General features: G+C 62.6%; 12 protein-coding genes. 7 read left to right on the top strand and 5 right to left on the bottom strand.

Going from position 1 to position 12,725, the window contains the following annotated elements:
* Positions 1 to 7 precede the first annotated feature (7 nt).
* Positions 8 to 595: a 5-formyltetrahydrofolate cyclo-ligase gene (locus tag AB7783_RS15520; RefSeq protein WP_320445187.1), complete on the top strand. Its 588-nt coding sequence runs from the start codon at positions 8 to 10 to the stop codon at positions 593 to 595.
* A gap of 1 nt (position 596) precedes the next feature.
* Positions 597 to 1,421 (top strand): TIGR00282 family metallophosphoesterase, encoded by an 825-nt coding sequence (locus tag AB7783_RS15515; protein ID WP_441278136.1) that lies wholly within the window; start codon positions 597 to 599, stop codon positions 1,419 to 1,421.
* A 6-nt stretch (positions 1,422 to 1,427) separates the two neighbouring features.
* On the opposite strand, the gene AB7783_RS15510 is transcribed toward AB7783_RS15515, so the two are convergent.
* The 5 genes from AB7783_RS15510 to AB7783_RS15490 form a co-directional block, all read right to left on the bottom strand.
* Positions 1,428 to 2,774, bottom strand: a complete 1,347-nt coding sequence (locus AB7783_RS15510) for a c-type cytochrome (RefSeq protein WP_441278135.1) — start codon at positions 2,772 to 2,774, stop codon at positions 1,428 to 1,430.
* Entirely contained in the window at positions 2,771 to 4,975 is a 2,205-nt protein-coding gene (locus AB7783_RS15505) for a molybdopterin cofactor-binding domain-containing protein (protein WP_441278134.1), read from the bottom strand. The genes AB7783_RS15510 and AB7783_RS15505 overlap by 4 nt, the downstream gene beginning before the upstream one ends.
* A gap of 9 nt (positions 4,976 to 4,984) precedes the next feature.
* Entirely contained in the window at positions 4,985 to 5,446 is a 462-nt protein-coding gene (locus AB7783_RS15500) for a (2Fe-2S)-binding protein (protein ID WP_441278133.1), read from the bottom strand.
* A 296-nt stretch (positions 5,447 to 5,742) separates the two neighbouring features.
* Positions 5,743 to 6,669 (bottom strand): polyphosphate kinase 2, encoded by a 927-nt coding sequence (ppk2, locus tag AB7783_RS15495; protein ID WP_441278132.1) that lies wholly within the window; start codon positions 6,667 to 6,669, stop codon positions 5,743 to 5,745.
* Between the two features lie 601 nt (positions 6,670 to 7,270).
* A complete protein-coding gene (locus AB7783_RS15490) occupies positions 7,271 to 8,971 on the bottom strand; it encodes a methyl-accepting chemotaxis protein (RefSeq protein WP_441279704.1) in 1,701 nt (566 codons plus the stop codon).
* A 236-nt stretch (positions 8,972 to 9,207) separates the two neighbouring features.
* Between AB7783_RS15490 and AB7783_RS15485 the strand changes: the two genes are divergently transcribed.
* The 5 genes from AB7783_RS15485 (at position 9,208) to ruvB (ending at position 12,724) form a co-directional block, all read left to right on the top strand.
* Entirely contained in the window at positions 9,208 to 9,954 is a 747-nt protein-coding gene (locus tag AB7783_RS15485; RefSeq protein WP_089265380.1) for a YebC/PmpR family DNA-binding transcriptional regulator, read from the top strand.
* 85 nt (positions 9,955 to 10,039) lie between these two features.
* Entirely contained in the window at positions 10,040 to 10,567 is a 528-nt protein-coding gene (ruvC, locus tag AB7783_RS15480; RefSeq protein WP_093756789.1) for a crossover junction endodeoxyribonuclease RuvC, read from the top strand.
* Positions 10,564 to 11,181, top strand: coding sequence for a Holliday junction branch migration protein RuvA (gene ruvA / locus AB7783_RS15475; protein WP_439072655.1), 618 nt, complete (start codon positions 10,564 to 10,566; stop codon positions 11,179 to 11,181). The genes ruvC and ruvA overlap by 4 nt, the downstream gene beginning before the upstream one ends.
* Positions 11,178 to 11,678 (top strand): hypothetical protein, encoded by a 501-nt coding sequence (locus tag AB7783_RS15470; RefSeq protein ID WP_441278131.1) that lies wholly within the window; start codon positions 11,178 to 11,180, stop codon positions 11,676 to 11,678. Before ruvA ends, AB7783_RS15470 begins: the two co-directional genes overlap by 4 nt.
* The gene (gene ruvB, locus AB7783_RS15465; protein WP_093756787.1) at positions 11,675 to 12,724 is read left to right on the top strand and encodes a Holliday junction branch migration DNA helicase RuvB; all 1,050 of its coding nucleotides are present in this window, start codon (positions 11,675 to 11,677) and stop codon (positions 12,722 to 12,724) included. The genes AB7783_RS15470 and ruvB overlap by 4 nt, the downstream gene beginning before the upstream one ends.
* The last annotated feature ends 1 nt before the right edge of the window (position 12,725 follow it).

Here is a 12,725-nt window from a genome sequence, read left to right as displayed (position 1 = left end):
GTGCGGCATGTCCGACACGCCGCCTACTCCGACAAAGATTGAGCTCCGCATCGCCGCGCTGGCACGCCGCACGGCGCTGAGCGAGGCCGAACGGTCGGCAGCAGCGCAGGCGATCGCAGCGCGGGGTCTGCCTTTCCCGGTCAGGGCCGGTAGCATCGTCGCCGGCTATTCTCCCATCCGCAGTGAGATCGATCCGATCCCGCTGATGCAGCATCTCGCCGCCCAGGGTGCGCGACTGGCGCTGCCGGTGATCATCGCCCGTGATGAGCCCCTGATGTTCCGGCTCTGGAGCCCGAGCGATGCGCTGGTGCGCGGCTCGCTTGGCATTCCGGAACCGGCACTGGAAGCGCCGCCACTGATCCCCGATATCCTGCTGGTACCACTCGCGGCATTCGACCGTGCCGGCCACCGCATTGGCTATGGCGCGGGGCATTACGATCGCACCTTCGCGCAACTGCACGCTATCAAGCCATTTATCGCCGTGGGCGTGGCCTTCGACACCCAGGAAATCGAGGCCATTCCCATGCAACCGCACGACGTGGCGCTAGATTATGTGCTAACCGAGACCCGGACGATCGATTTTCGGAGCATCTGACTTGCGTATTCTCTTCATCGGCGACGTGGTCGGCAAAACCGGCCGCGTGGTGATCCTCGAAAAACTGCCGGGCCTGATCCGCGACTGGAAACTCGATCTTGTCATCATCAATGGCGAGAACGCCGCCGGCGGCTTCGGTATCACCGAGACGATCTATAATGATCTTATCGACGCCGGCGCCGATGCGGTGACCCTCGGCAATCACGCCTGGAATCAGAAAGAGGCACTGGTCTTCATCGAACGCGCGCCGCGTCTGATCCGTCCATTGAACTTCCCGCGCCACACCCCGGGCCGTGGTGCTGCGCTGATCGACACCAAGAACGGTGCGCGTGCGCTGGTGATCAATGCCATGGGCCGCGTCTTCATGGAGCCGCTCAACGATCCGTTCAGCGCTGTCGGCAAGGAGATCGATGCCTGTCCGCTGGTGGAAGCCGCGGACGCCATTGTGGTGGATTTCCATGGCGAAGCCTCGAGCGAAAAGCAGGGCATGGGTTACTTCTGCGATGGCCGCGTGAGCCTCGTCGTCGGCACGCATACGCATGTCCCGACCGCTGATCATCAGATCCTCGCAGGCGGCACCGCCTACATGACCGATGCCGGCATGACCGGCGACTATGATTCCGTGATCGGCATGCAGAAGGAAGAGCCTGTCAGGCGCTTCACGACCGGCATTCCCTCCGGCCGTTTCGAGCCCGCCTTCGGCCCGGCGACCTTGTCGGGCGTTGCGGTCGAAACCGATGACAAGACCGGCCTCGCCTCGCGCATCGCGCCGGTGCGGCTCGGTGGCCGGCTGTCGCAGGCCGTGCCCGAGTTCTGGCTGACCTAGTTCGGCCTACTGCTCCGTCTGTTTGCGCAAATCCGCGACATCGCTTGCCGTGATCTGCGATCCCTTGCTGCCGAAGCGCGCGGTCACGTAATTCGCGACAGCCGCGATCTCCGTATCTGAATGGCTCTTGCCGAAAGCTGGCATCGAGAGTGCGCCTTGCGGCGTATGCCGCTTGGTGCCGGAGATCACGATCTGCGCGACGTTCGTCGCGCCGGGATCGTTAACGGCCCACGCGCCAGTCAGCGTGGCCATGGGCGAGAGTGCGCTCTCGCCTGTCCAGCCATGGCAGCTCACGCAGGCGCCCTGGAAGACCGTCTTGCCAAGCGCGTTCGCTGTCATGCCGTCCCTGTGCAAGGGCGGTGCGGGTGGCGCGAGTTTCGCGGGCAGATCAGGCGAGGGCAGCGCCGGCACTGTGCGCAGGAATGCGACCATCGCCTTGATATCCGTCGGCGCCATCTTGCTGAAACTGTGGTCCACCGCTTCGCCCATCGGCCCCGAAGCGGTGCCGTGACCCTTGGCATGCCCGATCGACAGATAGGAAACGACATCGTCGTCGCTCCAGCTGCCAAGGCCTGTCGTCTTGTCCGAGGTGATATTGAAGGCCCGCCATCCGGCGGTCAGGGCGCCAGCGAATTTCTTACGGTTGTCGAGCGCGAAGCCGAGATTGCGCGGCGTGTGGCATTCGCCGCAATGCGCCAGCGCCTCGACGAGATAGGCGCCCCTGTTCCATTCCGGGCTTTGCGACGTATCGGGTTCGAAGCGCGTATCGGGATTGAACAATGCTGACCAGAACGTCATTGCCCAGCGCTGATTGAACGGAAAGGCAAGCGTATTCTCAGGCGGTGCTGCGCGCACCGGTGCGAGGCTGAAGAGATAGGCCTTGACCGCGAGCGTGTCCGCATCGGTCATGTAAGTGTAGGACGTATAGGGCATCGCCGGATAGAGCCGGGCGCCGTCGTGGCGCTTGCCGCTTCGAACGGCGTCGAGAAACTGCTGATCGGTGTAGTTGCCGATGCCTGTCTCCTTGTCCGGCGTGATGTTGGTCGAATACAGCGTGCCGAACGGCAGTTTGAATGCGAAGCCGCCGGCATATTCCTTGCCGCCGGGCGCAGTGTGGCAGACCATGCAATCCGCCGCACGCGCGAGATATTCGCCGCGCTCGATCAGGCTGGCATTGGCCATGTTGGCGGGAACGCCGGTCGGATTGGGGCCCTTGTAGTCCGCCAGCGCCACTTTCGGCCCACCAGAGAACGCCATCGGTCCGGGACCGCGCACATAGAGCGCGGCGCCGGCTGCAGCCACGACACCGATCACAATGACGCTGCCGAGAATGCGACGTGCGGCGGGCGTCATGACTTCTTCCTCTCGGCGATCGCATCACGGTCGATCGGCATCCTGCGCAACGCAACGCCAGTCGCGGCATAGATCGCATTGCGCAGTGCCGGCGGGCCACCGATCACGCCGCACTCGCCTATGCCGCCGGGCGCTTCGCCGCTCTTGATGAGGTGGACATTGATTTTCGGCATCTGGTCGATCCGAAGCATGCGATAGTCGTGGAAATTGGACTGCTGCACACGTCCCTTCTCGATGGTGATGTCGCCATAGAGCGCGGCGGTGAGGCCGAACACGATGCCGCCTTCGATCTGCGCCACGATGGTGTCGGGATTGACAGCGATGCCGGTGTCGACCGCCACGTTGACCTGACGCAGACGGATCTCGCCCTGAGAATCCACCTCCGCTTCGACCACAGTCGCGATCGAAGTATCGAAGGTGGGCTGGATGCTCACGCCGCGTCCGACGCGCGCTGGCAGCGGCTGACCCCAGTTGGCCTTCTCCGCCGCGAGATTGAGGGCCGCCAGCATCCGCGGCGTCTTGCCGAGCAATTCACGCCGGAACGCGACGGGATCCTTGCCAGCCTTGCGAGCGAGCTCATCCATGAAGCTCTCGATCGCGAACACGTTGTTGTTCGGGCCGACGCCGCGCCAGAAGCCCGTCGGCACCGCCGGCGGTTCGACACGGACATATTCACACTGGAAATGCGGGAAGTCGTAGGGCTGGTCCGCAGCACTATCGATGGCGTCGATGTCGATGCCCTTCTGGAACGCAGGCGGCAGCCAGCGCGCGATCACGGCCGAGCCTGCGATCTTGTACTTGAAGCCGACCACTTTGCCGTTGGATAGTGTCGCTGAAATGTTGTCGCGATAGACGGGGCGATAAATGTCGTGCTGGATGTCCTCTTCGCGGGTCCACACCACCTTGACCGGTCCATTGACCTGTTTGGCGATGCGCACCGCCGCCACGACCATGTCGGGCTCAAGCCTGCGGCCGAAGCCGCCGCCAATCATGTGCTGATTTACTGTGACCTTGTCGATCGGCAGGCCCGCGGCCTTGGCGGCTTCGGATTGCACCCGCGACATGATCTGCGTGCCCGTCCAGACCTCGCAGGAATCTCCCTTGAAGTGCACCGTGCAATTCAAGGGCTCCATGGTCGCATGCGCGAGGAACGGCATCTCGTAGGACGCGTCGATCCGTTCGCCGGTGGCGAGACCCTTGGCGATGTCGCCAACGGATTTGGCGATCACGCCGTCCGTTTCGCTGGCCGTGCGCAAATGCGCCCAGATGTCCTTCGAACTGATCTTGGCGTTGGGCCCTTCGTCCCAGGTGATGTCGAGCGCTTCGAGCCCGGACCTGGCGGCCCACATGTGATCGCCGACCACGGCCACGAGGTCGTCGAGCACCACGATCTGCCGCACGCCCGGAATTTTCTTCGCCGCGCGGTCATCGACCTTGGCAACTTTGCCGCCGAACACAGGGCATTGCGCAAGCGTCGCGAATGTCATGCCCGGCACCATCGCGTCGATGCCGTAGATCGTCTTGCCGTTGACCTTGTCCGGCGTGTCGAAGCGCTTCAGCGGCTTGCCGATCACCGAGAAGTCTTTCGGGTCCTTGAGCGCGACCTCTTTCGGCGGCGTGAGTTTGCCGGCGGCGTCGCACAACTCGCCATAGGACAGTTTGCGCCCGCTGGCCGCATGCATCACTTGCCCGTTTGATGCCGTGCAGCTCGCAGGTTCGACCTGCCACTGTTCAGCTGCGGCTTGCACCAGCATCGCACGCGCGGTTGCACCGGCATTGCGCAGTGGTTTCCAGAATGCGCGCACCGAAGTCGATCCGCCGGTCGCCTGGATGATGAAAATTGGATTGCCGTAGAGCTTGTCGCTGGGCGGCGCATGTTCCAGCGTGATCTGCGCATAGTCGGCGTCGAGCTCTTCGGCGAGGATCATGGCGATGGCGGTATAGATGCCTTGCCCCATCTCGACTTGCGGCATCACCAGTGTCGTCTTGCCGGTAGTGTCGATGCGGATGAAGGCGTTGGGGGCGAATTTGCCCTCCGTCGTATCGGGAGGTTGCGTCGGCTCATTGGCCGCGCGGACCGGAAGCTGGAAGGCGAACATAAAGCCGCCGGCAAAGGCGCCAGCGAGCAGATTGCGCCGTGACAGGCCAGAAGGCTTGTTTGCAGGACTGGCCGCAACAAGCATGTTGTCTGCAAGTTTCATGGCCGACTCTTAGGTTTGCCGTTCGGAGGCAGCATGCTTGATGGCTTCACGCACCCGGACATAGGTGCCGCAGCGACAGATATTTCCGGCCATGGCGGCATCGATGTCAGAATCGTCGGGGGTCGGCGTAGAAGCGAGGAGCGCCGCCGCTGACATGATCTGTCCAGATTGGCAGTAGCCGCATTGAATGACTTCGAGATCGAGCCAGGCTTTCTGCACCTTGGCGCCGACCGGTGTGGTGCCGACACCTTCGATTGTGGTGATGGCGCGTCCGCTCGCCGCACTGACCGGCAGCAGACAGGAGCGCACGGCCTTGCCGTCGATATGCACGGTGCATGCTCCGCATAGCGCAACGCCGCAGCCGAATTTCGTGCCGGTCATGCCGAGAATATCGCGCAGCACCCAGAGCAGAGGCATGTCCTCTGGTGCGTCGAAGGTTTTCTGCTCGCCGTTGATATTGAGATTTGCCACAGTGAGACCCCCGTTTGCTCGACTCGATGATGCAATGGCGAATGGTTCGTCATCGACCAACGACGGTACTATAGGCGTACGGTCATCATTTCAAAAGCAGCAATAAGATGCAGCAGGACTATACATTGGTTTGTATGTCGCGCGAGCGCGTCTGTCGGATAAATCGCGGTAAAATCTGCGCGACGTCATCCGACGCCCTCTTCGTGGGCGTCGGATGACTTTTATTCAAAAGAATATTGCGGTTGCGTTAGGCTCGGCCTGCCCGAAAAACGGCACGTGATCTGCCGACTGTGGGGCTAGTACCGCTCCGGCACATACATTTCGGCTGGCACCGGCGTGCGGTGATAGTCCGGATTGCGCATGCGTGCAGGCAGGACCACAGGCGGATGCTCGACCTCCTGATAGGGAAGCTGTTCGAGCAGATGCGCGATGCAGTTCAGGCGGGCCTTCTTCTTGTCGACGGCCTGCACCACATGCCACGGGGCTTCCGGAATATGCGTATGCTCGAGCATCGCTTCCTTTGCCTTGGTGTATTGCTCCCAGCGGGTGCGCGCCTCGACATCCATCGGGCTGAGCTTCCACTGTTTGAGCGGATCGGCGATGCGCATCGAGAAGCGCAGGTGCTGCGCTTCATCGGTGATCGAGAACCAGTATTTGACCAGGATGATGCCCGAGCGCACCAGCATGCGTTCGAATTCCGGCACCGAGCGGAAGAATTCCTCCACGTCATCTTCGGTGCAGAAACCCATCACGCGCTCGACGCCGGCGCGGTTGTACCAGCTACGATCGAACAGCACGATCTCGCCGCCGGCGGGGAGGTGCGAGACGTAACGCTGGAAGTACCATTGGGTGCGTTCGCGCTCATTCGGCGCGGGGAGTGCGGCAACGCGGCAGACGCGTGGATTGAGCCGCTGGGTGATCCGCTTGATGACGCCACCCTTGCCAGCGGAATCGCGACCCTCGAAGATCACCACGACCTTGAGCTTGTTCTGCTGCACCCAGCTCTGCAACTTCACCAATTCGCCCTGCAGGCGGAACAGTTCCTTGAAATAGAGGCGTCGCTCGATGGTCTCCGCCGGGCTGTGGTCGGACATTTCGTTGGTCAGGGCGTCGAGACGATCGTCATCGATCTCGAGCTCGAGTTCTTCGTCGAAGCCGTCCAGCATCTCCGCACGAATGCGGTCGTGGATTGCTTGCGCGTCGTCGAGGGAATGTTCGGTCATGGCAGCTCCGCTTGTATCGAATGGGTTCACGGTTATGGACCGATGCAAATGTCAGCGGTGTGACACGGCCCCCCAGGCCCGGGGCGAATGGACAAATGGCCCCAATGGGTCTCGCCGCCGCTGTCCATGCAAGACGGGGTACCGCAAGCCGAAATTCAACTACGCGTGATTGGCGCTACCTTGAGAGCCAAGCGTGCGCATCTGAGGTCGCGGGGCTCGTTGACCAAGGAAAATGTGATGAATAAATTCATTCTGTTGGGCGCCGCTTTAATGATCGCCGGCACTGCGAGCTGGACCGCGCAGGCCAAGGACGGGCATAGCGCTGCCAGCAAGCATCGACGGATCATGTCCTCTCACGCGCGGTATGAGGGAAGCGCCCCCGTAACGGTCTATCGCGGATTTGGTGCCGGCCCCGGTTCATATGGATACAGCGCGCCATATGGATATGGCGGCGGTTCATACGGCGGAGATGACAATGCGGAAGGCCGAACGAGCGGCGGCTAGGACGCCTTGGCAGTTTCGGCTGCTAGCCCACTCTCAGACGGAATAGGCGGCGCTGCGCCAGGTCTCAGGTGGCAGCGCAGCGCCGTGTGCAAACTCATCATAACTTGTACGCCGTGCGGAAGCCGCCCCAATGGCGTCCCTGTATGCGCACAGGCACGTCGATCTCGCGCATCATCACGGTCTGACCGTTGCCCATGTCGCGGGCATAACTTTGGATCAGGTAGGAACGTGTATTGCGACCGGCGGCCAATCCAGCCGGATCGTTGAAGATGCGGCGATTGCGGCAGTTGGCCGTGTTCCAGGGGACATCACCCGGGCGCTGCGGCTTGGAATAGATGCTGTTATGCACCGGTAGATAGCCGTTGCGGTCGATCATGGCGCAGAACGCCATGCGGCTGTCCTTGGCGAGAAATGCATCCTGGAATTCGGGGAGTGCGCGGTCGGCCCAGCCGAGAATCTTTGTCCGGTACTGTACCGGATTGGAGCCGGGGATCTCGACGTAGTTGTCGTCGAACATGTCGTCGATGCTGATAGCGCCGGATGCAATACCGTCGGCAAAGATCTTGTTGAGCACGGCGCCGGCATCGATGGCGCGGGTGACGAATTCGGTGTTCTCGTCATGGATCGCCCAAAGCCGGTCTTCGATCCGGCTGATGAGAGCCCCGTCGGGCGCGACGAACAGTGCCTGTGCGCCGGCGGGGGAATGTTCGGCAATGCGCAGGCGGCAGGGGCCGACCTCGCTGAGTTCAGCAGCAACGATGTCGTGCAACGGAAGCCGGTTCGCGTCCGGTCCGCCGATGAGAATGCCGTCCATCGAGATTTCATAGACCGGCGCGCTGATCTGGCCGCCGCGCGCCTGAAAAGCGACATTGAGGTGACATGGCAGCTTTTCGCGCCGTCGCTCGTCTTCGCGCTCGCTCTGTTTGAGCAGCACCGCGCAACGCGACTTCAGCCGTGAGGCAAACATCGTCACAGCCTGGCCAGCCTGCGCGACGTGCTCGCCATGGGCAGCCGCTTCCTTCGCAGCGCTATCGATTTCCGCGGCACTGTTCCCAACCGAGACGATGAATTGCGAGGCGGTGGCGGCGTTATGCGACATCTCGCTGGTCGTTGCGTTCTGCTCGGCGACCGCGCCGTTGACATTGGCAAAGACCGGACGGATCGCGTCGATGGCGGTGGAGATGCGATGCACGGCGTCGACCGAACTCGCAGCGTCGCGCTGCAGGGTGTCGATCTTCTTCCTGATCTCTTCGGTGGCGTTCTGTGTTTGCACCGCGAGCGCCTTGACCTCGGTGGCGACGACCGAGAAGCCGCGGCCTGCAGCGCCTGCGCGTGCCGCCTCGATGGTCGCGTTCAGTGCCAGCATCGTTGTCTGGCGGGCGATCTGCGCGATCAGCTCCAACACATTGCTGATTGCAGCGGAGGAGTCGCGCAGCCGGTCCACATTGGCGCTGGCTTCATGGGCGGCGGCGCCGGCCTCGTCCGCGAGCCGGCTGGCATCGCGCACCTGGGCGCCGATACCCTCGGCCGAGTGGGTGAATTTGTCGGCGGCCTGCGCAAAGGTGGTGGCGGTGGATTGCGCGGCGCTGCTGCGGTCGGCCAGCACATCGGTGCGCGCGCGGATGGCGGAGAGGGTGGTGGCGGTCGATTCGGCGCCGCCGGCCACCGAAGTTGCCGCTCGCTCGAGCTGGCGGATAAGCGCGCCCAGCTCGAGTTCCAGCAACTCAAGGATGTCCCGAGCGGTATCTGGTTCAGGATGCTGCGGTGCCACAGAAGGTGCTGTGTTTTCAGCAATCATCACCACTTCAGCCGCTTCCGGCTGCCGCTTGCGGAATAGTCCAAACGCCATCGGTGACCCCAACGAATACAATCTATGCGGGTAACCTTGCACCTCGGCGTGAAGTGATGGTTAAGGTCGGTCGCGGTATTGCGAAGATCTGCTGGATTCGGCTGCAAATTTTTGATTTTGCCGATTTCGCGGCCTATAACCCCGCGCCGCAGCCCTAACTACCCTGACGCTTCAAGAGAGACCGCATGGCCGGACATTCCCAATTCAAGAACATCATGCACCGCAAGGGCCGGCAGGATGCCCAGAAGTCCAAGCTGTTCAGCAAGCTGGCGCGCGAAATCACCGTCGCTGCCAAGATGGGGACGCCCGACCCGTCGATGAATGCCCGGCTGCGCTCCGCCGTGATCGCCGCGCGGCAGGAGAACATGCCGCGTGACAATATCGAGCGTGCCATCAAGAAGGCGATCGGCAGCGATGGCGAGAACTACGATGAAATCCGCTACGAGGGCTACGGCCCCGGCGGCGTCGCCGTCATCGTCGAGGCGCTGACCGACAACCGCAATCGCGCCGCGTCCGACATCCGTTCCTACTTCACCAAATCGGGCGGCAATCTCGGCGAAACCGGCTCAGTTTCCTTCATGTTCGACCATGTCGGCGTGATCGAATATGACGCCGACAAGGCCTCTGCCGACGACATGCTCGAAGCTGCCATCGAGGCCGGCGCGGATGACGTGGTGTCGGGCGAGGGCGGCCACGAGGTCTACGCGTCGCAGGAGACGTTCCGCGAGGTTGCCAAGGGACTGGAAGCCAAGTTCGGCGAAGCTCGCAAGGCGGCAGTGATCTGGAAGCCGCAGAACACGCTCTCGGTCGATGACGAGACGGGCGAAAAGCTGATCAAGCTGATGGACCTGTTGAACGAGCATGACGACGTGCAGAACGTCTATGCCAACTTCGAGGTGTCCGACGCGCTGATGGCCAAGATGGGCGGCTGAGCAGGGGCTCAGCTTCCCTCTCTTTCCTTTGGGACGGCTTCGCGTTTCTATTTCGTTCCCTGCCGTCCGGCGTTATCCCTGTGGGATGACAAACCCTCCGATTCGCCCTCCTGTCCGTATCATCGGCATCGATCCGGGCCTGCGTCGCACCGGTTGGGGCGTGATCGAGATCGACGGCAACCGGCTGACCTATATCGGCTGCGGTTCGGTGGAACCGCCGGACAATCTGCCGCTGGCGAGCCGGCTGCTCGGCATTCATGAAGGTCTCGCCAAGATCCTCGGCGACTTCCAACCGGCCGAAGCTGCGGTCGAACAGACCTTCGTCAACAAGGATGGCGTCGCGACGCTGAAGCTCGGCCAGGCGCGCGGTATCGCCATGATGACGCCGGCGATGTTTGGCATTGCCGTCGCCGAATACGCGCCCAATCAGGTGAAGAAGACCGTGGTCGGCGCCGGCCACGCCGACAAGAACCAGATCCAGATGATGCTGAAGATCCTGCTGCCGAAGGCTGAGCCGAAATCCGCCGATGCGGCCGACGCGCTGGCCATCGCCATCACCCATGCGCATCACCGTCAGAGCACGGCACTGCGCCTCAAGGTCGTCGGCGCGTGATCGGCAAGCTCAAAGGCCTGATCGACAGCTATGGCGAGGACTATGTGATCCTCGATGTACAGGGCGTCGGTTATCAGGTGCATTGTTCCGCTCGCACGCTGCAGGCACTGCCGCAGGCGGGCGAAGCTGCGGTGCTCTCCATCGAAACCTATGTCCGCGAAGACCAGATCAAGCTGTTCGGATTCCGCAGCGATATGGAGCGCGAATGGTTTCGCCTGCTGCAGACCGTGCAGGGCGTCGGCGCCAAGGTCGCGCTTGCCGTGCTCAGCACGCTGCCGCCGGCCGACCTCGCCAATGCCATCGCGCTGCGCGACAAGACGGCCGTGGCGCGCACGCCGGGCGTCGGTCCTAAAGTGGCCGAACGCATCGTCAGCGAATTGAAGGACAAGGCGCCGGCCTTTGCGTCCGTGGATCCGGTGGTCGCGCAACTCGCCGGCGCGATGGACGACAACCGCGCACCAGGCGCCGTCAGGGATGCGATCTCCGCGCTGGTCAATCTCGGCTATGGCCAGCCACAGGCGGCGGCCGCGGTCGCAGCCGCGTCGCGCAGCGCAGGCGAGGGCGCGGAAACGGCGCAACTGATCAAGCTCGGGCTGAAGGAATTGGCGAAGTGAGCCTTGCCAGAATCGCCCGCGTGATCGGCATTATCGCGATCTTCGGTGTTGTCCGTTCGCTATCGGTGGCTGCACTTGTGTCGTTGCTTGTGGTCGGTCTGGGTGCGTCGATCCTGCAATTGATCTTCTCTGTCGCCGATCTCGATGGTTTCAGATCGCTTGTCTCGATTGCACTTTGGCTGCTGGCATTTGCTACTGCATTGGCGGCGCTGCTGCCGTCGCTCGGTGCCGGCGTCGTCTTCGCGCTGTCGGCCGTCTATGCCGGGCAAAACGCGATCTGGATGGCGTGGCTCGCTGCGGCCGTCGGCATTGCCGGCTTCATCGGTTTTGGAATGTTCGTTCAGCCCTCGGAATCGTCGGCAGTGATTTTGCCCGGCGTTCGATCGCTCACGCAAGCGCTGTCGCTGTCCGCATTGCTCGCGGGCATTGCCGTGATTCCAGCCAGCCTGTGCTGGTGGTTCGCGCGGCCGTTGCACCGTGGTAACGTCGCATCATGAATACGCCACCCGATCGCATGGTTACACCTGAGCGCCGCTCCGACGATGTCGGCGACACCACGCTGCGCCCGCAGTCGCTGGCCGATTTCGTCGGCCAGGCACAGGCGCGCGCGAATTTGCAGATCTTCATCGATGCCGCCCGCAAGCGCGGCGAGGCGCTGGATCACACATTGTTTGTGGGGCCGCCCGGCCTCGGCAAGACCACGCTGGCGCAGATCGTGGCGCGCGAGCTCGGCGTCGGATTTCGCGCGACATCCGGTCCCGTCATCGCCAAGGCCGGCGATCTCGCGGCATTGCTGACCAATCTCGAAGAGCGCGATGTGCTGTTCATCGACGAGATCCACCGTCTCAGCCCTGCAGTAGAGGAAGTGCTCTATCCCGCGATGGAGGATTTCCAGCTCGATCTCATCATCGGCGAAGGCCCTGCGGCACGCTCGGTGAAAATCGAATTGTCGAAATTCACGCTGGTCGGCGCGACCACCCGTGCGGGTCTGCTGACCAATCCGCTGCGCGATCGTTTCGGCATTCCGCTGCGGCTGAATTTCTACACGATCGACGAGCTCGAAAAGATCGTCACCCGCGGTGCCCGCGTGCTGGACATCGGCATGACCCCTGAAGGCTCTAACGAGATTGCGCGCCGCGCCCGCGGCACGCCGCGCATCGCCGGGCGTCTGTTGCGCCGTGTGCGTGACTTTGCCTCCGCTGCGGATGCGTCAGCGATCGATCGCAAAATCGCCGACCACGCGCTGTCCGCATTGGAAGTTGACAGTGCGGGTCTCGATGCGATGGATCGCCGCTATCTCACCACCATCGCCATGAACTATGCTGGTGGCCCCGTTGGTGTCGAGACCATGGCGGCCGCGCTGTCCGAGCCGCGTGATGCCATCGAGGACATCATCGAGCCCTATCTGATCCAGTGCGGCTATCTGCAGCGCACCCCGCGCGGCCGGCTGCTCACCTCGCATGCGTTCAAGCATCTCGGACTGAGTGAGCCGAAACGGGATGAGAGCCAGATCGGATTGTTCGGTTCGGGCGACGAGGAGTAGT

This window comes from Tardiphaga sp. 172_B4_N1_3, assembly GCF_052076035.1.
Lineage (GTDB): Bacteria > Pseudomonadota > Alphaproteobacteria > Rhizobiales > Xanthobacteraceae > Tardiphaga > Tardiphaga robiniae.
Note: the sequence above shows the minus strand (reverse complement) of the source record. Positions and strands in the feature narration are given on the sequence as shown.

Coding starts and splice junctions, on each gene's coding strand:
- AB7783_RS15510 (WP_441278135.1), bottom strand. CDS start 2,774: ATGACGCCCGCCGCACGTCGCATTCTCGGCAGCGTCATTGTGATCGGT.
- AB7783_RS15520 (WP_320445187.1), top strand. CDS start 8: ATGTCCGACACGCCGCCTACTCCGACAAAGATTGAGCTCCGCATCGCC.
- AB7783_RS15485 (WP_089265380.1), top strand. CDS start 9,208: ATGGCCGGACATTCCCAATTCAAGAACATCATGCACCGCAAGGGCCGG.
- AB7783_RS15505 (WP_441278134.1), bottom strand. CDS start 4,975: ATGAAACTTGCAGACAACATGCTTGTTGCGGCCAGTCCTGCAAACAAG.
- ruvC (WP_093756789.1), top strand. CDS start 10,040: ATGACAAACCCTCCGATTCGCCCTCCTGTCCGTATCATCGGCATCGAT.
- AB7783_RS15490 (WP_441279704.1), bottom strand. CDS start 8,971: ATGATTGCTGAAAACACAGCACCTTCTGTGGCACCGCAGCATCCTGAA.
- ppk2 (WP_441278132.1), bottom strand. CDS start 6,669: ATGACCGAACATTCCCTCGACGACGCGCAAGCAATCCACGACCGCATT.
- ruvB (WP_093756787.1), top strand. CDS start 11,675: ATGAATACGCCACCCGATCGCATGGTTACACCTGAGCGCCGCTCCGAC.